The sequence below is a fragment of the Vibrio sp. R-1 genome (assembly GCF_035615595.1).
Taxonomy (GTDB): domain Bacteria; phylum Pseudomonadota; class Gammaproteobacteria; order Enterobacterales; family Vibrionaceae; genus Vibrio; species Vibrio cholerae.
Genome location: NZ_WPDC01000035.1, coordinates 1 through 20,462, shown reverse-complemented (window position 1 = coordinate 20,462; position 20,462 = coordinate 1). Strand labels below are relative to the sequence as shown.

General features: G+C 47.1%; 18 protein-coding genes and 2 tRNA genes. 18 read left to right on the top strand and 2 right to left on the bottom strand.

The window, feature by feature from the left end:
• Window position 1 precedes the first annotated feature (1 nt).
• Window positions 2-1,000, bottom strand: a complete 999-nt coding sequence (ompU, locus tag GOU96_RS09630) for a porin OmpU (RefSeq protein ID WP_001044320.1) — start codon at window positions 998-1,000, stop codon at window positions 2-4.
• A 554-nt stretch (window positions 1,001-1,554) separates the two neighbouring features.
• Here ompU and greA point away from each other — a divergent pair.
• Window positions 1,555-2,028, top strand: a complete 474-nt coding sequence (gene greA, locus GOU96_RS09625; protein WP_001883448.1) for a transcription elongation factor GreA — start codon at window positions 1,555-1,557, stop codon at window positions 2,026-2,028.
• Window positions 2,029-2,104: 76 nt separating this feature from the next.
• Here the strand turns inward: greA and yhbY are convergent, their stop codons facing one another.
• Window positions 2,105-2,401 (bottom strand): ribosome assembly RNA-binding protein YhbY, encoded by a 297-nt coding sequence (gene yhbY / locus GOU96_RS09620; RefSeq protein ID WP_001054291.1) that lies wholly within the window; start codon window positions 2,399-2,401, stop codon window positions 2,105-2,107.
• Between the two features lie 119 nt (window positions 2,402-2,520).
• On the opposite strand from yhbY, the gene rlmE reads away from it, so the two are divergent.
• The 17 genes from rlmE (at window position 2,521) to vcrM (ending at window position 20,434) form a co-directional block, all read left to right on the top strand.
• On the top strand, window positions 2,521-3,150 hold the full coding sequence (gene rlmE, locus GOU96_RS09615) for a 23S rRNA (uridine(2552)-2'-O)-methyltransferase RlmE (RefSeq protein WP_000043220.1): 630 nt from the start codon (window positions 2,521-2,523) through the stop codon (window positions 3,148-3,150).
• A 109-nt stretch (window positions 3,151-3,259) separates the two neighbouring features.
• A complete protein-coding gene (gene ftsH, locus GOU96_RS09610; RefSeq protein ID WP_001107448.1) occupies window positions 3,260-5,206 on the top strand; it encodes an ATP-dependent zinc metalloprotease FtsH in 1,947 nt (648 codons plus the stop codon).
• Between the two features lie 66 nt (window positions 5,207-5,272).
• Window positions 5,273-6,109, top strand: coding sequence for a dihydropteroate synthase (gene folP / locus GOU96_RS09605; RefSeq protein ID WP_000913086.1), 837 nt, complete (start codon window positions 5,273-5,275; stop codon window positions 6,107-6,109).
• 25 nt (window positions 6,110-6,134) lie between these two features.
• On the top strand, window positions 6,135-7,475 hold the full coding sequence (gene glmM, locus GOU96_RS09600) for a phosphoglucosamine mutase (protein WP_001281053.1): 1,341 nt from the start codon (window positions 6,135-6,137) through the stop codon (window positions 7,473-7,475).
• Between the two features lie 256 nt (window positions 7,476-7,731).
• Window positions 7,732-8,067 (top strand): preprotein translocase subunit SecG, encoded by a 336-nt coding sequence (gene secG, locus GOU96_RS09595; RefSeq protein ID WP_000495559.1) that lies wholly within the window; start codon window positions 7,732-7,734, stop codon window positions 8,065-8,067.
• A gap of 7 nt (window positions 8,068-8,074) precedes the next feature.
• Window positions 8,075-8,158, top strand: a tRNA-Leu gene (locus tag GOU96_RS09590).
• Between the two features lie 53 nt (window positions 8,159-8,211).
• Window positions 8,212-8,288: transfer RNA gene (locus GOU96_RS09585), tRNA-Met, on the top strand.
• 209 nt (window positions 8,289-8,497) lie between these two features.
• Window positions 8,498-8,953, top strand: coding sequence for a ribosome maturation factor RimP (gene rimP / locus GOU96_RS09580; RefSeq protein WP_000147148.1), 456 nt, complete (start codon window positions 8,498-8,500; stop codon window positions 8,951-8,953).
• Window positions 8,954-8,971: 18 nt separating this feature from the next.
• Window positions 8,972-10,459 (top strand): transcription termination factor NusA, encoded by a 1,488-nt coding sequence (gene nusA / locus GOU96_RS09575; RefSeq protein WP_000031601.1) that lies wholly within the window; start codon window positions 8,972-8,974, stop codon window positions 10,457-10,459.
• A 24-nt stretch (window positions 10,460-10,483) separates the two neighbouring features.
• Complete coding sequence (gene infB, locus GOU96_RS09570) at window positions 10,484-13,180, top strand: translation initiation factor IF-2 (protein ID WP_000192209.1); 2,697 nt, start codon at window positions 10,484-10,486, stop codon at window positions 13,178-13,180.
• 101 nt (window positions 13,181-13,281) lie between these two features.
• Window positions 13,282-13,680 (top strand): 30S ribosome-binding factor RbfA, encoded by a 399-nt coding sequence (rbfA, locus tag GOU96_RS09565; RefSeq protein ID WP_001123656.1) that lies wholly within the window; start codon window positions 13,282-13,284, stop codon window positions 13,678-13,680.
• The gene (gene truB, locus GOU96_RS09560; RefSeq protein WP_258502493.1) at window positions 13,680-14,618 is read left to right on the top strand and encodes a tRNA pseudouridine(55) synthase TruB; all 939 of its coding nucleotides are present in this window, start codon (window positions 13,680-13,682) and stop codon (window positions 14,616-14,618) included. The genes rbfA and truB overlap by 1 nt, the downstream gene beginning before the upstream one ends.
• A gap of 141 nt (window positions 14,619-14,759) precedes the next feature.
• Window positions 14,760-15,029 (top strand): 30S ribosomal protein S15, encoded by a 270-nt coding sequence (gene rpsO / locus GOU96_RS09555; protein ID WP_000055654.1) that lies wholly within the window; start codon window positions 14,760-14,762, stop codon window positions 15,027-15,029.
• A gap of 362 nt (window positions 15,030-15,391) precedes the next feature.
• Entirely contained in the window at window positions 15,392-17,521 is a 2,130-nt protein-coding gene (gene pnp / locus GOU96_RS09550) for a polyribonucleotide nucleotidyltransferase (RefSeq protein WP_000462066.1), read from the top strand.
• Between the two features lie 115 nt (window positions 17,522-17,636).
• Window positions 17,637-18,548: a lipoprotein NlpI gene (nlpI, locus tag GOU96_RS09545; RefSeq protein ID WP_001883460.1), complete on the top strand. Its 912-nt coding sequence runs from the start codon at window positions 17,637-17,639 to the stop codon at window positions 18,546-18,548.
• Between the two features lie 98 nt (window positions 18,549-18,646).
• Window positions 18,647-19,054: a MarR family winged helix-turn-helix transcriptional regulator gene (locus tag GOU96_RS09540; protein ID WP_258502489.1), complete on the top strand. Its 408-nt coding sequence runs from the start codon at window positions 18,647-18,649 to the stop codon at window positions 19,052-19,054.
• A 42-nt stretch (window positions 19,055-19,096) separates the two neighbouring features.
• Entirely contained in the window at window positions 19,097-20,434 is a 1,338-nt protein-coding gene (gene vcrM / locus GOU96_RS09535; protein ID WP_267782125.1) for a sodium-coupled multidrug efflux MATE transporter VcrM, read from the top strand.
• The last annotated feature ends 28 nt before the right edge of the window (window positions 20,435-20,462 follow it).

Sequence of the window (20,462 nt, the reverse complement as noted above, 5' to 3'; positions counted from 1 at the left end):
ATTAGAAGTCGTAACGTAGACCGATAGCCAGTTCGTCTTCTGATGCTACTTTACCAACTTTGTCTGAATCTAACAGGTTGAAGTTGTAAGAGATGTAAGAGCGGAAGTTTGGCTTAAAGTAGTAAGTTGCGTCGATAGCAAAGTTATCTGCTGAAGTTTCTTTTGCTGTTTCTGCATTGTTGTATGTAGCAGTAAACGCAGCTTGACCTAGTTTGTAACCAGCAGCCAGCTCGTAGCCAGTGTAGTCAACATCTTTAGCTTTTTCACCGTCAGTGAATAGACCTGCGAAGTACAGGTTTTCCATACGGTAAGAAGCGGCCAGCATGTACTCATTTTGCTCGTCTTGATCTGCGTAACCTGCACCTACGTTAAAGCCAGTGTCACCGAAAGCGTAGATAGCAGACAGAGAGTAGCCGTCTTTGCCATTGTCTTCGTATTTATCAGTCACTGTGTTTTCTGTACGGTCAGCAAAACGGAAGCTTGCTTTGACGCCCAAGTCACCAAATTGGCCTTTGTAAGCCAGCATGTTGTCAACACGGTCTGCTACAGCAATTTTGTCTGCGGCTGAGTTACCGTGGTAAGACATGATATCGGTGAAGTCAGTGATTACGCCCAATGCGCCATCGTTTTTACCGTAAGTCACTTCACCGTAAGTGCCACCGATACCAGCGTAGGTATAACGGTTGTCTAGGCTGTTGTTAGACGCGTTTTTACCTTGATCATTAGTAGTAAACTCACCTTCGTAGAAACCAACACCGTATAGGCTGTCATTGATTTCTGCTTTACCCAAGAAGTTCAGACGTACGCGAGAGTTGTCTTGTGCCTTACCATCTTTCAGAGATAGGCGAGCTTCAGCACGGCCACCAACTTCTAGAGAAGTACCTTTCGCGCTGTAAACGGTTGAACCTGCTTTGTCACCGCTTTGGTTGATTCCGTCAGCGTAAGCGCCAGTAGCCACTGCAGCAGCTGATACAGCAAGAGCAATCAGAGTCTTGTTCATCTTATTAAGTCCTAATTTATTGTCCATAAATTTGATTTTTGTGCGACGTAAGCCACGTCAATCGAAATAGGTGATGCATCAAGCTTCATTGGTCATTGTTGTGTTCAACCATAAAGCATAAAGATTTGATGGCTCAGCCATTTTCGTGGCTATTTTTTTACTCCCAAAGTTCCGCTATCAGTTAGTAAAATGATATAAATCCAACTTATGAACACTGTTTTATTGTTGGTAAAAATTTATCAAGTTATTGTTTTTAAATGATTTTAATGTTTATTGGTGAGTGTTTTTTTTAATTTAATTTGTTGTATTTTTTATTTTTTTTTATCGAGATTGAGCAAAATACATGCAATCTAATTGTGCTAAAGATCACATATAAAAAGCGAAAATGGGGATTCAACTAAATTCGCCTCGCAAATCTTGAATTTGGATGATTTAGCTCTTAACTTTGTTTACACTTTTGAGTAATCCAAATGGTTCAACCCTAACCCGACCCGATTTAGGATGTTGGGAAATTTTTTATTGTCCAAAGAAACACTTTGGCGCAGAGGTAAATGATGGAAAAAGTTCCAATGACAGCGCGTGGTGAAAAGCTACTGCGTGAAGAACTCGATAGACTATTAAAGCTCAGACCTAAAATTACAGAAGCGATTGCAGAAGCTCGTGAGCTGGGCGATTTGAAAGAGAATGCGGAATACCATGCTGCACGTGAAGAGCAGGGGATCTGTGAAGCGCAAATTCGTGATATCGAATACAAGCTATCAGTGGCGCAGGTTATTGATGTCACTAAGATGGAAAACAGTGGCAAAGTCATTTTTGGTGCAACGGTGACGGTGATTGATGTCAACAGCGACGAAGAGAAGACTTACCAAATCGTTGGTGATGATGAAGCGGATATCAAATCAGGTCGTATTTCAGTCAATTCGCCGATTGCTCGTGGTTTGATTGGTAAATTTGAAGGCGATGAAGTCTCGATTGCGACTCCAGGGGGCAATAAGGTCTTTGAAATTGATCGCGTGGAATATCTATAGCTTCGCCAATTAGCCAATCATTTTAGGAAAAAGTAAAAAAGGTCGCAGTCGCGACCTTTTTTCATCCATTGGCTGATTATTTGCGTGGCAATTCGATTTTGCGTTGCTGAGACTGGCGATAAAGTACTAGGACTTTACCAATTACCTGTACTTTCTCGGCACCAGTTTCGCGAACAATTGCGTCAACGATCAATTGCTTAGTTTCACGATCTTCAGAAACGACTTTCACTTTAATCAGTTCATGGTGATCGAGCGCAATTTCGATTTCCGCCAGCACAGCTTCTGTGAGTCCGTTAGCGCCCATCAACACAACAGGTTTTAAGTTGTGTGCCAAGCCTTTCAGATGCTGCTTTTGTTTGTTGCTTAGGTTCATTACGCGGCCAAATTTATTTAATATTAGGGTTGAAAACCGTCATTTTAACGCCATCTATGCTAGAAGACTATATTTTCTACCAGACTTTCTTGGATAGTGGTGACTTAGTTAGGAACAAAATGAGTAAACAGAAACACTCGGCCAGCTCAACTCGCTGGTTAAAAGAGCATTTTGACGACAAATATGTTAACGAAGCAAAGAAGAAAGGCTATCGTTCACGTGCTATCTTCAAAATAGAAGAGATCCAAAACAAAGATAAACTACTAAAAGCTGGTATGACAGTTGTCGATCTTGGCGCTGCACCTGGTGGATGGTCGCAATTTGCGGCCAAAGTAGTTGGCGAAGGTGGGCGTGTTATTGCATGTGACCTTTTACCTATGGAGTCGATTGCGGGGGTGTCTTTCTTGCAAGGTGACTTCCGTGAGGAAGCGGTACTCAATGCATTGCTAGATCGAATCCAGCCAGATATGGTCGATGTGGTGATGTCTGATATGGCACCTAATATGGCGGGTAACTTGTCCGTCGATCAGCCACGCGCCATGTATCTTGTCGAACTGGCACTGGATATGTGTCGACAAGTTCTGGCTCCCAATGGTAGTTTTGTGGTGAAAGTGTTTCAAGGAGAAGGCTTTGACGATTATGTCAAAGCAGTAAGAGACCTGTTTAAAGTGGTTAAAATCCGTAAACCGGACTCCTCTCGATCACGTTCACGAGAAGTTTTTATCGTAGCGACTGGTTACAAAGGTTAACTATTTCACTATTTGGTGCCTAAGTAGACCCTATAGCCGCTAGCTACAAACTGTAGTACCCTACCTTTTAATTACAATTAGTTATCGCGAGGCTTACACCTTGAGTGACATGGCAAAAAATTTAATCCTGTGGCTTGTGATTGCTGTCGTTTTGATGTCTGTATTCCAGAGCTTCGGCCCCGGTGAGAATAACGGCAGAGCAGTCGACTACACCACATTTGTAAAGGAAGTTGGTCAAGGCCAGATTCAGGAAGCTCAATTCAACAACGGTGAAATTACCTTCATGCGTCGTGGAGGCGGCAGCCGTTATGTAACTTACATGCCGGTTTATGATCAAAAGCTCCTCGATGACTTGATCAATCAAGACGTGAAAGTACAAGGTACGCCTCCTGAAGAGCAAAGTTTGCTGGGTACCATTTTCATCTCTTGGTTCCCAATGATTCTATTGATTGGGGTTTGGATCTTCTTCATGCGTCAAATGCAAGGTGGCGGTGGCAAAGGTGCCATGTCATTTGGTAAGAGCAAAGCGCGTATGATGAGTGAAGACCAGATAAAAACCACTTTCAGCGACGTTGCGGGCTGTGATGAAGCAAAAGAAGATGTGAAAGAACTGGTGGATTACCTGCGCGATCCGAGCCGCTTCCAAAAGCTGGGTGGTAAGATCCCAACGGGTGTACTCATGGTTGGTCCTCCTGGTACAGGTAAAACCTTGCTTGCCAAAGCGATTGCTGGTGAAGCTAAAGTGCCATTCTTTACTATCTCTGGTTCGGATTTCGTTGAAATGTTTGTCGGTGTCGGTGCATCTCGTGTGCGTGACATGTTCGAACAAGCGAAGAAAGCCTCTCCATGTATTATTTTCATTGATGAAATTGATGCAGTAGGTCGTCAGCGTGGCGCGGGTGTTGGTGGTGGTCACGATGAACGTGAGCAGACACTAAACCAAATGCTGGTTGAGATGGATGGTTTTGAAGGCAATGAAGGCATTATTGTCATCGCGGCAACCAACCGTCCTGACGTGTTGGACCCAGCATTGCTGCGTCCGGGACGTTTTGACCGTCAAGTCGTGGTAGGCCTGCCGGATGTGCGTGGTCGTGAGCAAATTCTTAAAGTGCATATGCGCAAAGTGCCTCTGGCGAATGATGTAGAGCCATCATTGATTGCGCGTGGTACTCCTGGATTCTCTGGTGCGGATTTAGCGAACTTAGTTAACGAAGCGGCGCTGTTTGCTGCTCGTGGCAACAAGCGCAACGTCTCTATGGTTGAGTTTGAACTTGCAAAAGACAAAATCATGATGGGTGCAGAGCGCCGTTCAATGGTGATGTCTGAAGAGATAAAAGAGTCTACCGCTTATCATGAGGCTGGTCATGCGGTAGTAGGTCGCCTTGTACCTGAGCATGATCCGGTTTACAAAGTGTCGATCATTCCTCGCGGTCGTGCATTGGGTGTCACCATGTACTTGCCTGAGCAAGATCGCGTGAGTATGTCTAAACAGCATCTGGAATCGATGATCTCTAGCTTGTACGGCGGTCGTCTTGCTGAAGAGTTGATTTACGGCAAAGAGAAAGTTTCAACAGGCGCATCAAACGATATCGAGCGTGCAACAGAAATTGCTCGTAAGATGGTGACCCAATGGGGCTTCTCTGAAAAGCTAGGTCCTATGTTGTATGCGGAAGATGAAGGTGAAGTGTTCCTTGGGCGCAGTGTGACACAGACGAAGCACATGTCTGATGACACCGCGAAGCTGATTGATGACGAAGTGCGTCAAATCATTGATCGTAACTACGAACGAGCTCGCCAAATCATTATGGATAATATGGATATCATGCATGCGATGAAAGATGCATTGATGAAGTATGAAACTATCGATGCAGGTCAGATTGATGACTTGATGGCGCGTAAGCCGGTGATTCGTGAACCAGCAGGTTGGGGTGATCAATCGAAAACGCCGTCTGAACCTGAAGTAAAAGCTGAGCCTGAAGCTAAGGCGGAAGAATCTACAGCAGAGACTGCTTCATCGGATGTCGCGACAGCAAGCGAGAAAAAAGACGCTGAATAACATCACTTTTAACTTTAAACCCCGACTTGTTCGGGGTTTTGTGTTTGCAGGGAATATATTTTTAGAATGCTGAAAATCAGTCATGCCGATAAGCAGCTTGAGCTGCATTCACCCGTTGTGATGGGTATCTTAAATACTACGCCAGATTCCTTTTCCGATGGCGGCCGTTACGTTGACCTTGATGTCGCGTTGGCAAGAGCACAGCAAATGATCGATCTTGGAGTCGCGATTGTTGATATTGGCGGTGAGTCAACTCGACCAGGCGCTCCTGATGTGGCTTTAGAAGAGGAATTACAGCGCGTCATCCCACTTATCAAAGCGATTCGAAAACAGAATGCTGAGGTATGGATTTCGATTGATACCAGCAAAGCGGAAGTGATGCGCCAAGCATTAGCCGCGGGAGCCGATCTGATTAATGATGTGCGTGCTTTGCAAGAGCCGGGAGCTCTTGAAGTAGTAGCGCAGGCTCAAGTCCCGGTTTGTATTATGCATATGCAAGGTCAGCCGCGGACGATGCAAGCTAACCCACACTACGACAATATTATTGAAGAGGTTTGCCAGTTTTTAGCTGAGCGAATTGCACAATGCGAAGCTGCGGGTATTAAGCGTGAGAATATTATCTTAGATCCCGGTTTTGGTTTTGGAAAATCGGTGCAACACAATTATCATTTGCTCGCCCATTTAGAACAGTTTCATCGTTTTGGATTGCCAGTTTTAGCTGGAATGTCACGTAAATCAATGATTTTTAAAACACTGAATAAGCAACCAGCTGAGTGTGTGGCAGGAAGCGTTGCGTGTGCCACATTGGCTGCGCAAAAAGGCGCACAAATTATCCGTGTTCATGATGTAGAGCAGACTATTGATGCACTCAAAATGGTGCAGATGATGCATAACAATTTGTAAAAACAATAATGTAAAGGAAACACAAATGTCTGATAAGAGACGTTATTTTGGCACTGATGGGGTTCGTGGCAAAGTTGGCCAGTACCCAATTACTCCTGATTTTGTACTTAAGCTTGGCTGGGCGGCTGGACGTGTACTGGCAAAACAAGGCACGAAAAAAGTCATTATTGGTAAAGATACCCGTATTTCTGGCTATATGTTGGAGTCTGCACTGGAAGCTGGGCTTGCAGCGGCAGGATTAAAAGCGACCTTCACCGGACCAATGCCAACGCCAGCTGTGGCCTATCTTACCCAAACGTTTCGTGCAGAAGCGGGGATTGTTATTTCTGCATCGCACAACCCTTACTACGATAACGGCATTAAGTTCTTCTCTTATGAAGGAACCAAACTGCCGGATGACATTGAGTTAGCGATTGAAGCTGAGTTAGATAAAGACATTGAATGTGTTGAATCGGCTGAGCTTGGTAAAGCTTCACGCATGGTGGATGCGGCGGGGCGTTACATCGAATTTTGTAAAAGCACTTTCCCTTCAAAACTCAGTCTATCTGGTTTGAAGCTTGTTGTGGATTGTGCCAATGGTGCCACATACCACATTGCGCCCAATGTTTTCCGTGAGTTGGGAGCGGAAGTCATTGCGATGGGCGTTGAGCCTAATGGTTTGAATATCAATGACCAAGTCGGTGCAACCGACGTTCGCGCACTGCAAAAACGCGTTGTTGAAGAGCATGCTCATCTTGGTCTTGCTTTCGATGGTGACGGCGACCGCATCATCATGGTTGATCACCTAGGTAATAAAGTCGATGGTGACCAAATCGCTTACATTATTGCCCGTGATGCACTGCGCCGTGGCGAGCTCAAAGGTGGCGTTGTTGGGACATTGATGACGAACCTTGGCATGGAGAATGGACTCAAACAGTTGGGCATTCCATTTGTACGCGCTGCGGTCGGTGATCGTTATGTTATGGAAAAACTTCTAGAGAAAGGCTGGAAGATTGGTGCGGAAAATTCAGGTCACGTCATCTTACTCGATAAAGTGACTACGGGTGATGCGATTGTCGCTGGCCTACAAGTGCTGGCTTCAGTAGTGGGTAGTGAAATGACCCTGCATGAATTAGCGAAAGGTATGACGCTTTACCCACAAGTGTTGGAGAATGTCCGTTTTGCAGGAGATAACAATCCACTTGAAGCGGATGCGGTGAAAGCGGCGGTATCTGAGGTTGAAGCTGAGCTAGGTTCGAAAGGCCGTGTATTACTGCGCAAATCGGGTACAGAACCTCTGATCCGTGTGATGGTGGAAGGGGAAGATGAAACCTTAGTGAAGCAATCTGCATTAAAAATTGCTCAAGCTGTAAAAGATAACTGCTAATTTGGGCGCTGGTTTCTACAATTCCTAGCTGATTGATTTCGCGCTAGGAATTGTAGAAATGCTCGAAAAAACGCTGTTGTGCGAGTTTTTTGAGCGATCAAATCGTAAAGTGATTTTTTTTAGAAAATACCTCTTGTCAGTCTCGGAACCATTCGTTAGTATTGCGTCCGCTTTCGGAGAGAAAGGTCGCTGGCCTTGTTCGAGTCTGATGATACGAACGGCGCTAGCTCAACAAATATGAACATAGGTGGAAGTAATGTTTACAGTTCTACTTGTGATTTACCTGTTGGCAGCGGTTGCTATCATTGGCCTAGTGTTGATTCAACAAGGTAAAGGCGCAGACATGGGAGCCTCATTCGGTGCTGGCGCGTCAAACACAGTGTTTGGTGCTAGCGGCTCAGGTAACTTCCTAACCCGAATGACTGCGATTTTCGCAACAGTATTTTTTGTTATCAGCCTTGTGCTTGGCAATATGTCAACTCACAAAACTGAATCACAATGGGTTGACCCTTCACAAGGTCAAGTGATTCAGCAAACTGGTGACACAGTGAGTGAAGCGCCTGCTAAAAGCAGTGACGAAATTCCTCAATAAAAGATATGCCGAGATGGTGAAATTGGTAGACACACTAGCATGAGGTGCTAGCGCCTTAGGTGTGAGGGTTCGAGTCCCTCTCTCGGCACCATATTTACAAACTTGTAAATCATCTTGTTGAGCGTATAATGCTCGCAAGTCGGACGCGGGGTGGAGCAGCTTGGTAGCTCGTCGGGCTCATAACCCGAAGGTCGTTGGTTCAAATCCGGCCCCCGCAACCAATCTCTCTTAACGATTAGAGAGACAAGTTTGGCAGTGTTAACCTCACTGCAGTTGAGAAGCGATTCTCAATTTATCAGGGTCCAGCAATAAAAAACCCCGACTTAATCGGGGTTTTTTATTATCTAAATTTCCTTTTTAAGGGTTTTAGGTATTTGCTTGGTATTTAAATTGGGCTCTAAGCCCTTTTTTTGTTTCTGGAGTGGTTTAGATGACTGGTTTAGAAAGACAACTTACTGAAATGCTTGAAGCTCCGGTGGTTGCTGCAGGTTACGAGTTGGTTGGATTAGAGTTCGTCCGTGCAGGGCAACATTCCACACTACGTATCTTTATTGATCACGAAAACGGTATCACAGTGGAAGACTGCGCAGAAGTAAGTCGCCAAGTGAGTGCTGTTTTGGATGTTGAAGACCCTATTTCGGTCGTTTACAACCTCGAAGTGTCTTCTCCTGGTCTAGAAAGACCACTCTTTAAAGCAGCACATTACGAGCAGTTTATTGGTCACGAGGTCAGCATCGTTTTGAAGATGGCTGTTGGCAACCGTCGCAAGTGGAAAGGGGTCATCCAATCAATTGATGGTGAAACCGTAGCCGTGATGGTTGATGGGCAAGAAGAACACTTTGCCTTAAGCAACATTTCAAAAGCTAACCTGATCCCTAAATTTTAAGTCTTTGAGGCTAGAACAATGAGTAAAGAAATTTTAGCGGTAGTTGAGGCGGTTTCTAACGAGAAAGCGGTACCTCGTGAGCGTATTTTTGAAGCGCTGGAAACTGCGTTAGCGACTTCAACCAAAAAGAAGTATGAAATCGAGATCGATGTGCGCGTAGCCATCGATCGCAAAACAGGTGCGTTTGAAACGTTCCGCCGTTGGTTAGTGGTTGAGAATGTTGAGCACCCAACCAAAGAGATCTCATTTGAAGCGGCGAGCTTTGATGATGACTCGGTTCAACTGGGTGACTATATCGAAGATCAGATCGAATCAGTAACCTTTGACCGTATTACCACGCAAACTGCGAAACAAGTGATCGTACAAAAAGTGCGTGAAGCAGAACGTGCACAGATTGTTGAACAATTCATCGATAACGAAGGTGAATTGGTGACTGGTGTAGTGAAGAAAGTGAACCGTGAAACCGTGATCCTCGATCTGGGTAACAACGCTGAAGCGGTTATCCTACGTGAAGATCAACTGCCACGCGAAAACTTCCGTCCTGGCGATCGTGTTCGTGGTTTGCTGTACAAAGTGGCTCCAGAAGCACGTGGTTTCCAACTCTTCATCACTCGTTCTAAGCCAGAAATGTTGGCAGAACTGTTCCGTGTAGAAGTTCCAGAAATTGGTGAAGAGCTGATTGAGCTGAAAGCGGCTGCGCGTGATCCAGGTTCACGTGCCAAGATCGCGGTAAAAACCAATGATAAGCGTATCGACCCTGTTGGTGCGTGTGTGGGTATGCGTGGTGCACGTGTACAAGCGGTTTCTGGCGAACTGGGTGGCGAGCGTATTGATATCGTTTTGTGGGATGATAACCCAGCGCAATTCGTCATTAATGCCATGGCACCAGCCGATGTGGCATCGATCATTATGGATGAAGATGCACACTCAATGGATATCGCTGTTGAGGCTGATAACCTTGCGCAAGCGATCGGTCGTAACGGTCAAAACGTACGTTTGGCTTCTCAACTGACCGGTTGGGAACTGAATGTGATGACGGTTGCGGATCTGCAGAAGAAACACCAAGAAGAGTCAATGGCATCCATCGAGAACTTCATGAAGTATCTCGATATTGAGCAAGATTTTGCTGAGCTGCTGGTTGAAGAAGGCTTCTCTACGCTAGAAGAGATCGCTTACGTACCAATGAATGAGCTGCTTGATGTTGATGGCATGGATGAAGATCTGGCAGATGAGCTACGTAGTCGTGCGAAAGAAGCGCTGACGACGATTGCTCTGGCAAAAGAAGAGTCGTTCGAAGGCCTTGAGCCTGCAGAAGATCTGCTTGCATTAGCAGGACTGGAACGCGACATGGCATTCAAACTGGCAGCGAAAGGTGTTGCGACACTGGAAGATTTGGCTGACCAAGGTGTGGATGATTTAGAAGGTATTGAAGGTCTGACCGAACAGCGTGCGGGTGAGCTTATTATGGCGGCTCGTAACATTTGTTGGTTTGGTGAAGACGCATAATTTTCAGCAAGGGGAGGAAGCGGCATGACACAAATTACCGTTAAAGCACTGAGTGAAGAAATTGGAACACCAGTAGACCGCTTATTAGAGCAACTTGCTGATGCAGGAATGAACAAGGCTGTTGCGGATCACGTATCTGAGGATGAGAAGCAGAAGCTGCTGGCTCATTTACGTAAAGAGCACGGCGATGCGACAGGCTCTGAGCCAACGCGTTTGACACTCCAGCGTAAAACCCGTAGCACACTGAGCGTGAATGCCGGTGGCGGTAAAAGTAAGAATGTTCAAGTTGAAGTGCGCAAAAAACGTACGTATGTTAAGCGCAGTTCTGTTGAAGATGAAGCGACTCGTGAAGCGGAAGAAGCCGCAATGCGCGCCGCAGAAGAGCAAGCCAAACGTGAAGCTGAAGAAGCTGCACAACGTGCGGCAGAAGAAAAAGCCAAACGTGAAGCAGAAGAAGCCGCCAAGCGTGAAGCAGAGGCAAAACGTATGGCTGAAGAGAAAGCGAAGCGTGAAACGCAAGCGGCTACACAACCACGTTCTGACGAAGAAAAATTGAAGCAAGAAGCAGCGCGCAAAGAAGCCGAGGCGCTAAAACGTCGCCAGGAAGAAGAAGCAAGACGTAAGGCCGAAGAGGAAAGTCGCCGTCAACTTGAAAAAGTACGCGAATTGGCTGAAAAAAATGGTGAGCGTTGGTCTGCTGATAAAGAGACTGTAGGTGATATGCAAGAAAACACAGATTACCATGTAACGACTTCGCGTTATGCACGCGAAGCGGAAGATGAGGCTGACCTCCACGAAGAAGGTGCTCGTCGTCGCTCGACAAAAGCGAATAAGAGAAAGATGTCCTCTCGTGACGATAACCAAGAGCGCGATTCTCGTCCTCGTGGTGGTAAAGCGGGTCGTAAAGGTCGCATCAACAAGCCAATGTCTATGCAACACGGTTTTGATAAAACCGCTGTCGTCGCGAAAGCGGATGTTGTGGTTGGTGAAACTATCGTTGTTTCTGAACTGGCACAAAAAATGTCAGTGAAAGCGACAGAAGTCATCAAAGTGATGATGAAAATGGGCGCGATGGCGACCATTAACCAAGTGATTGACCAAGAAACTGCTCAACTGGTAGCGGAAGAAATGGGTCACAAAGTGGTTCTGCGTAAGGAAAATGAGCTGGAAGAAGCGATTCTGTCGGATCGTGATGACAAGTTCGAAGAAGTTTCCCGTGCACCAGTCGTGACCATCATGGGACACGTTGACCACGGTAAAACCTCAACGCTGGACTATATCCGTCGTACCCACGTTGCTTCTGGTGAAGCGGGTGGTATTACTCAGCACATCGGTGCTTACCACGTTGAAACGCCAAACGGCATGATCACCTTCCTGGATACTCCTGGACACGCGGCGTTTACCGCTATGCGTGCTCGTGGTGCACAAGCAACGGATATCGTAGTACTGGTTGTTGCAGCGGACGATGGCGTAATGCCACAAACCGTCGAGGCTATCCAACACGCGAAAGCGGCGGGAGTTCCTCTGATTGTTGCAGTAAACAAGATCGATAAAGACACGGCTAACCCAGATAACGTTAAAACTGAACTGTCACAGTACAATGTGATGCCTGAAGAGTGGGGCGGTGACAACATGTTTGTTCACATCTCTGCGAAACAAGGTACTAACATTGACGGTCTACTGGAAGCTATTCTGCTGCAAGCTGAAGTTCTTGAGCTGAAAGCGGTGAAACAAGGTATGGCATCTGGCGTGGTCATCGAATCTCGTCTGGATAAAGGCCGTGGTCCGGTAGCAACTGTTCTGGTTCAATCGGGTACTCTGCGTAAGGGTGACATTGTTCTGTGTGGTCAAGAATATGGCCGCGTTCGTGCAATGCGTGATGAAGTCGGTAACGAAGTTGAAGAAGCGGGCCCATCGATCCCAGTTGAAATCCTGGGTCTGTCTGGTGTTCCAGCGGCCGGTGATGAAGCAACCGTAGTACGTGATGAGCGTAAAGCGCGTGAAGTGGCTAACTACCGTGCAGGTAAGTTCCGCGAAGTGAAACTGGCGCGTCAGCAGAAGTCTAAACTGGAGAACATGTTCTCTAACATGACTGCAGGTGATGTCGCTGAGCTGAACATTGTACTGAAAGCTGACGTACAAGGTTCAGTGGAAGCGATTGCGGACTCGTTGACCAGACTTTCAACAGACGAAGTGAAAGTCAATATCGTCGGCTCTGGTGTCGGTGGTATTACTGAAACGGATGCGGTTCTGGCGGCGGCTTCTAACGCTATCGTGGTTGGCTTTAACGTCCGTGCTGATGCGTCAGCTCGCCGTATGATTGAAGCTGAAAACATCGATCTGCGTTACTACTCCATCATTTACCAATTGATCGATGAAGTGAAACAGGCGATGAGCGGTATGCTTTCACCTGAGTTCAAACAAGAGATCATCGGTCTGGCGGAAGTTCGTGACGTATTTAAGTCACCGAAACTGGGTGCGATTGCAGGGTGTATGGTCACTGAAGGTGTGATCAAACGTAATGCTCCAATCCGCGTTCTGCGTGATAACGTAGTTATCTATGAAGGCGAACTGGAATCTCTGCGTCGCTTCAAAGATGACGTTGCAGAAGTGAAGAATGGTTACGAGTGTGGTATCGGCGTTAAGAACTACAATGATGTTCGCGTCGGTGACCAGATCGAAGTATTCGAAACGATCGAAATCCAACGTACCATCGACTAATCAACTACTGTTGCATTAATCAAGGCAATATAGGTTGTTGAATACACCATGGGGGGCTGGCCAAGACCATCCCCCCATTCTTTCTATCAGTGAGAAACGATATGCCGAAAGAATTTAGCCGTACACAACGTGTGGCACAGCAATTACAAAAAGAACTGGCGATGATCCTGCAACGCGAAGTGCGTGATTCTCGCCTAGGTATGGTGACCATCTCTGATGTAGAAGTATCACGCGATTTGGCTTATGCCAAAGTGTTCGTGACCTTTCTGTGCATCGGTGAGCAAACCCCAGAATCTTGTCTGGCAGCATTGCGTGAGCACGAAGTGCAGATCCGCATGATGCTAGGTAAGCAGATCCGCTTACGTTTGACGCCAGAAATTCGCTTCTACTACGACAACACCTTGGTTGAAGGTATGCGTATGTCAAACCTCGTTACCGAAGTGATCAATAGTGACAAGCGCCGCAAGCATGAAGCGGGTCGTGATGAGGACGAAGCGTAATGGCTCGTCGACGTAAAGGTCGGGTTATCCACGGTGTGATTCTGTTGGATAAGCCGACAGGTATCTCTTCCAACGACGCTTTGCAAAAGGTTAAACGCCTCTATGGCGCTGAAAAAGCGGGACATACTGGCGCGCTTGATCCTCTGGCGACGGGCATGTTGCCAATCTGCCTCGGTGAAGCCACTAAGTTTTCCCAATTTCTGCTCGATTCTGATAAACGTTATCGTGTGATCGCCAAATTGGGTGAACGTACCGACACCTCAGATTCTGATGGTCAAGTGGTACAAACGCGTCCTGTTCACGTGGATCGCGATACGCTGCTGGCCTGTATCGCCAAGTTTCGCGGTGAAACGGATCAAGTTCCATCCATGTTTTCAGCGTTGAAATACCAAGGTCGTCCACTCTACGAATACGCCCGTCAGAGTATTGAAGTGCCGCGTGAAGCGCGCAAGATCACTGTGTATGAGATTGAGCTGCATCGCTTTGAAGGTGATGAAGTGGAGATGGAAGTACACTGCTCGAAAGGCACTTATATTCGTACCATAGTCGATGATCTGGGTGAAATGCTGGGCTGTGGAGCACATGTGACCATGCTGCGCCGTGTGGGTGTCGCTAACTATCCGTATGAGCGAATGGTGACGCTAGAGCAACTCAACGCTTTGGTTGAACAAGCCCATCGTGACGAAAAAGCGGTGGCGGACGTTCTCGATCCGCTATTACTGCCGATGGATACTGCCGTGGAAGCTTTACCCGAAGTCAACGTGATCCCAGAACTGATGACACTTATTCAGCATGGGCAAGCAGTACAGGTTTCGGGTGCACCATCCGACGGTATGGTGCGCATTACTGGCGGCGAGCAGAAGCTATTCCTTGGCGTTGGCGAGATTGACGATAACGGTAAGGTCGCGCCGAAACGCTTGGTGGTGTACGGCGAATAAATTCGTGGAAGGGCTCGCTGTATGGCGAGACATTCCGCTTGTGCGGATTAGGAATATTCCCTATAATCCGCGCTTCTCGTGTCGGCTGAATCAGAGATTGGCTGGCACAAACTTAAACCTTAAACTCTTTAGGAGAGAACTATGTCTCTGAATGCAGAAACTAAAGCAGCAATCGTTGCTGAATACGCACGTTGCGAAAATGACACAGGTTCACCAGAAGTACAGATCGCTCTACTGACTGCTTCTATCAACCACCTGCAAGGTCACTTCCAAGCACACAAAGGCGATCACCACAGCCGTCGTGGTCTGCTACGTATGGTTTCAAGCCGTCGTAAACTGCTGGACTACCTGAAAGGTAAAGATCTGTCTCGTTACCAAGATCTGATCAAACGTCTAGGCCTGCGTCGTTAATTCGTCGCTGCAAAGCACAGTTTGTACAAAAAGGGGCGTAAGCCCCTTTTTTGCAGGCTAAATTTGCACTCTAAATTAGCTATCCTTCCTCTAAGTAGTTTATACTATCCGCCGTTCAGTCTACGTGGCTGAACAAGTTTGTGCTCATGGCATTACAGTCACCGTAGTCGACCAAAAGGTCGCGGCTATTAAAAACAGATTGCTCTTACAAATAGATCGCTCTTAAAAACAGATCGCCATTAAAACCGATTGTTTCTCGAACGTACTCCCAAGTTGTCAGTCTATTTTTACTAGTCGCGATTAGTAGTGCTCTGAGTATTGATGATTTGATTTCAGGCTTGTCCTGAGAATAAGGAATACTCATGTTCGAAAAACCAGTAGTAAAAACGTTTCAGTACGGTAACCACACCGTTACTCTCGAAACGGGTGTAATGGCTCGCCAAGCAACGGCAGCAGTAATGGCTACCATGGATGACACTGCGGTGTTTGTCTCTGTAGTCGGTAAGAAAGAAGCGGTAGTGGGTCAAGACTTCTTCCCATTGACCGTAAACTACCAAGAGCGTACTTACGCGGCAGGTAAAATCCCTGGCGGTTTCTTTAAGCGCGAAGGCCGTCCTTCTGAAGGCGAAACGCTGATTGCTCGTCTGATTGACCGTCCAATTCGTCCTCTGTTCCCTGATGGTTTCACTAACGAAGTGCAAGTGATCGCGACTGTGGTTTCAGTAAACCCAGACGTGCAACCTGACATCATCTCGATGATCGGTACTTCTGCAGCACTGGCGATTTCTGGACTCCCATTCAATGGTCCAATCGGTGCGGCTCGCGTAGGTCACATTGATGGTCAATTGGTTCTGAACCCAAGTGAAAAAGAGCTGAAACAGTCTCGTTTGGATCTGGTGGTTGCGGGTACTGACAACGCAGTACTGATGGTGGAATCAGAAGCACAAATTCTGACTGAAGAAGAGATGCTGGCTGCCGTTGTGTTTGGTCACGATCAACAACAAGCCGTGATCAAAGCAATCAATGAATTCGCAGCGGAAGTGGCAACACCTGCATGGGAATGGGTTGCACCAGCCGAGAACACTGAGCTGAAAGCGAAAGTCGCTGCTCTGGCAGAAACACGTTTGGTGGAAGCGTACCAAATCACTGAGAAAATGGCGCGTTATGATCGTATCCATGCAATCAGTGCAGAAGTGACGGCGGCTCTGCTGGCTGAAAACGAAGCTTTAGACACCAAAGAAATTCACACCATTTTCCACGATCTGGAAAAAACCGTTGTTCGTCGCAGCATCATCGCGGGTAACCCACGTATCGATGGCCGTGAAAAAGACATGGTTCGTGCTCTGGACGTTCGTACTGGCGTTCTGCCACGTACTCACGGCTCTGCTCTGTTCACACGTGGTGAAACTCAGGCGCTGGTTACAGCAACTCTGGGTACTCAACGTGATGCGCAAATCATCGATGAGCTGACTGGCGAGAAGAAAGATCACTTCCTACTGCACTACAACTTCCCTCCATACTGTGTGGGTGAAACGGGTTTTGTGGGTTCTCCTAAGCGTCGTGAAATCGGTCACGGCCGTTTGGCGAAGCGTGGTATTGCTGCGGTTATGCCATCACCAGAAGAGTTCCCGTACACAGTTCGTGTCGTTTCTGAAATCACGGAATCTAACGGTTCATCTTCAATGGCTTCTGTGTGTGGTTCATCTCTTGCTCTGATGGATGCCGGTGTTCCAATCAAGGCTTCTGTTGCGGGTATCGCAATGGGTCTGGTGAAAGAAGAAAATGATTTCGTAGTTCTGTCTGACATTCTGGGTGATGAAGACCACCTAGGCGACATGGACTTTAAAGTCGCAGGTACCGCGACCGGTGTTACTGCACTGCAGATGGACATCAAGATCGAAGGCATCACCAAAGAGATCATGCAAATCGCTCTGAACCAAGCGAAAGGTGCTCGTCTACACATTCTGTCTGTGATGGATCAAGCGATCTCTGCAGCGCGTAGCGATATCTCTGAATTTGCGCCACGTATCCACACGATGAAGATCAGCGTTGAGAAGATCAAAGACGTGATCGGTAAAGGCGGTGCGGTGATTCGTCAGTTGACGGAAGAAACGGGTACCACCATCGAGATCGAAGATGACGGCACGATCAAGATTGCTGCGACTGACGGCGATCAAGCGAAAGAGGCGATCCGCCGTATTCAAGAGATCACCGCTGAAGTTGAAGTGGGCGTGATCTACACTGGTAAAGTAGCTCGTTTGGCTGACTTTGGTGCGTTTGTAACGATTCTTCCTGGTAAAGATGGTCTAGTACACATCTCTCAAATCGCTGACAAGCGCGTAGAGAAAGTGTCTGACTACCTGACTGAAGGCCAAGAAGTTCAAGTTAAAGTGCTGGAAATCGACCGCCAAGGCCGTGTACGTCTAAGCATGAAAGAAGCGGTTGAAACTTCTGATGCAGCAGCAGCAGAAGTGACACCACAAGCGGAATAATTTTCCGTTGCTGGAGCAAAAACAACACGGCTTTTACTTTTCATAATAAAAGCGTGCTATAAAGGGAGCGTTATTCGCTCCCTTTTTTATGCGAAATCCCACAGGAGTATGATGAGTGAAATGGTTTCGATTCCCGATAGCGGTGATAGGATTGGTTCTGCTGTCAGGGTGTGCCACGCAGAATGAATCTGCAACCCAATGGCTTTACCCGCCAATGGCGGTGCCGCTGCAAGCGTCGATTCAACAAGAAGTGCAAATCGCCCGCTTAAGCCAATTATTACAGCGCACGGATCTTGAGCCTGAGATACGCGCTAAAATGCTGTTCGAACGTGGCAATTATTACGACAGTGTCGGTTTACGTGATTTGGCTCGGCTCGATTTTACTCAATCGCTCTCGATTAACCCTGCGCAGCCCGATGTATTTAACTTGCTAGGGGTGTATTACACCGAAGCGGGCGAGTTTGACGCCGCGTATGAATCCTTCGATTCGACGTTAGAATTGGATCCTAGTAACGAGTATGCCGTGCGCAATCGCGCCATCGCGCTTTACTATGGCGAGCGCCCACAACTGGCACTCGAAGAGATCACTAAGCACTATCAGCAAGACCCACAAGATCCTTTTCGGGCGCTGTGGCTGTACATCATAGAAAGCGATATTGACCCGACAAAAGCGCGTACAGAATTGCTTGAACGCTATCAGCAGCACGATGAACAGTGGGGCTGGGTGCTGGTAGGACTGATGCTGGATCAACTCTCGGAAGAGGTCGCATTCAAAGCCATTATTGCGGGCTCTCGAGAAAATGAGCTATTAGCACAGCGTCTCACTGAGGCTTATTTCTACCTAGGTAAGCGTTATCAAATGCAAGGAGAACTGGCACATGCGCTCTCTTTGTATAAGCTCGCGATTTCCTTCAATGTGTATGAATATGTGGAGCATCGCTATGCTTTTCTTGAGCTAGGGCGTATCTATCAACAAGCCCGTGAAGAGCAGTTAGCGCGCGCGAAAGCCGAAGCAATGACACAATAGTTTCACCTCTCTCTGATAAAAAAGCCGCATCTTGCGGCTTTTTTTGTCGCTAGGACTCTGGCAGAATAGTTAGCCTTGCTAACTATGTGTTATCGAATATGCTCGATGTTAATTTAGAAAAAATGGAACGCTTTGCCGCCAAAGTTTGGCGTAAATATGGCAAAGAAGATCCTCTTGCTCAGCTCAGTTTTAATGAATATGACTACCTGAAAGTGATTCAAAGCGCCCCTCAAGCGATCCGTTTAACCGATTTAGCACAGGCGTTAGAAGTGAGTAAGCCCTCTGCCTCTAACATGCTGAAGAGGCTTGAACGGCGAGGTTTAGTGAAACGCGTTCAGTGCCAATCTGATGCGCGTTCTCAATTGTTTGAGCTGACGGAACAAGCGGAGTTACATCTGGCGAGTGAAGCTAAGGTTTATCAGATTTTGGCAGAACAAGTGGCGCAGAATTTATCTTCTGAAGAAGCGATGATGCTGGACTTGTTATTGGGTAAAGCCCTGTGCTAGTCAGGTTTTTATTAGATAGGCTAACTAAATAGATATGTTTGTATGATGAATCGATCGATTTACCGACAGTTTGTTCGCTACACCATTCCTACGGTGGCTGCGATGCTGGTTAATGGTCTGTATCAAGTGGTGGATGGTATCTTCATTGGCCACTATGTGGGCGCTGAGGGATTAGCTGGCATTAATGTGGCTTGGCCTGTGATTGGTACCATCCTCGGGATTGGTATGCTGGTTGGGGGGGGCACAGGGGCTCTGGCTTCAATCAAACAAGGGGAAGGTTATCCTGACAGTGCTAAGCGTATTCTGGCCACTGGGTTGATGAGTTTGCTGCTACTTGCCCCTATCGTGGCTGTGATTTTGTGGTTGATGGCGGATGACTTCTTGCGTTGGCAAGGCGCTGAAGGAAGGGTGTTTGAATTAGGTCTCCAATACCTACAAGTGTTAATTGTTGGCTGTTTGTTCACCTTAGGCTCGATTGCGATGCCGTTTTTGCTGCGTAACGATCACAGCCCCAATTTGGCTACGTTATTAATGGTGATTGGCGCACTGACCAATATCGCACTTGATTACCTGTTTATCGCTTGGCTGCAATGGGAGCTGACCGGTGCGGCGATCGCCACCACTCTTGCGCAGGTGGTGGTCACGTTATTAGGCTTGGCGTATTTCTTTTCTGCCCGAGCCAATATGCGTTTAACTCGTCGTTGCTTAAGGTTGGAGTGGCACTCGTTACCCAAGATCTTAGCGATTGGCGTCTCAAGCTTTTTTATGTACGCCTACGGTTCCACCATGGTCGCGCTGCACAACACCTTGATGATCGAGTACGGCAATGCCGTCATGGTCGGCGCTTATGCGGTGATGGGTTACATAGTGACGATCTACTACCTGACCGTTGAAGGTATTGCGAATGGTATGCAGCCGCTGGCCAGCTACCATTTTGGGGCTCGTAATTACGATCACATCCGTAAGTTATTACGCTTGGCGATGGGGATTGCCGTACTGGGAGGGATGGCGTTTGTGCTGGTGCTCAACCTCTTCCCTGAGCAGGCGATTGCGATATTTAACTCCAGCGACAGCGAATTGATCGCCGGAGCGCAAATGGGCATTAAGCTGCATCTGTTTGCGATGTATCTTGATGGTTTCTTAGTGGTGAGCGCGGCGTATTACCAATCCACCAATCGCGGTGGCAAAGCCATGTTTATTACCGTGGGGAATATGTCGATCATGTTACCCTTCTTGTTTATTTTGCCGCAGTTTTTTGGGCTGACAGGGGTATGGATCGCCTTACCCATCTCCAATATTGTGCTGAGTACAGTGGTCGGCATTATGCTCTGGCGCGATGTGAACAAAATGGGGAAACCTACCCAAGTTTCCTATGCATGAAAAGGCAAATAAAAAGGGTTGCCGATGA

Bases quoted from the DNA above. Each gene is read 5' to 3' on its own strand.
- ompU (WP_001044320.1), bottom strand. From the start codon at position 1,000: ATGAACAAGACTCTGATTGCTCTTGCTGTATCAGCTGCTGCAGTGGCT.
- greA (WP_001883448.1), top strand. From the start codon at position 1,555: ATGGAAAAAGTTCCAATGACAGCGCGTGGTGAAAAGCTACTGCGTGAA.
- yhbY (WP_001054291.1), bottom strand. From the start codon at position 2,401: ATGAACCTAAGCAACAAACAAAAGCAGCATCTGAAAGGCTTGGCACAC.
- rlmE (WP_000043220.1), top strand. From the start codon at position 2,521: ATGAGTAAACAGAAACACTCGGCCAGCTCAACTCGCTGGTTAAAAGAG.
- ftsH (WP_001107448.1), top strand. From the start codon at position 3,260: ATGGCAAAAAATTTAATCCTGTGGCTTGTGATTGCTGTCGTTTTGATG.
- folP (WP_000913086.1), top strand. From the start codon at position 5,273: ATGCTGAAAATCAGTCATGCCGATAAGCAGCTTGAGCTGCATTCACCC.
- glmM (WP_001281053.1), top strand. From the start codon at position 6,135: ATGTCTGATAAGAGACGTTATTTTGGCACTGATGGGGTTCGTGGCAAA.
- secG (WP_000495559.1), top strand. From the start codon at position 7,732: ATGTTTACAGTTCTACTTGTGATTTACCTGTTGGCAGCGGTTGCTATC.
- rimP (WP_000147148.1), top strand. From the start codon at position 8,498: ATGACTGGTTTAGAAAGACAACTTACTGAAATGCTTGAAGCTCCGGTG.
- nusA (WP_000031601.1), top strand. From the start codon at position 8,972: ATGAGTAAAGAAATTTTAGCGGTAGTTGAGGCGGTTTCTAACGAGAAA.
- infB (WP_000192209.1), top strand. From the start codon at position 10,484: ATGACACAAATTACCGTTAAAGCACTGAGTGAAGAAATTGGAACACCA.
- rbfA (WP_001123656.1), top strand. From the start codon at position 13,282: ATGCCGAAAGAATTTAGCCGTACACAACGTGTGGCACAGCAATTACAA.
- truB (WP_258502493.1), top strand. From the start codon at position 13,680: ATGGCTCGTCGACGTAAAGGTCGGGTTATCCACGGTGTGATTCTGTTG.
- rpsO (WP_000055654.1), top strand. From the start codon at position 14,760: ATGTCTCTGAATGCAGAAACTAAAGCAGCAATCGTTGCTGAATACGCA.
- pnp (WP_000462066.1), top strand. From the start codon at position 15,392: ATGTTCGAAAAACCAGTAGTAAAAACGTTTCAGTACGGTAACCACACC.
- GOU96_RS09540 (WP_258502489.1), top strand. From the start codon at position 18,647: ATGCTCGATGTTAATTTAGAAAAAATGGAACGCTTTGCCGCCAAAGTT.
- vcrM (WP_267782125.1), top strand. From the start codon at position 19,097: ATGATGAATCGATCGATTTACCGACAGTTTGTTCGCTACACCATTCCT.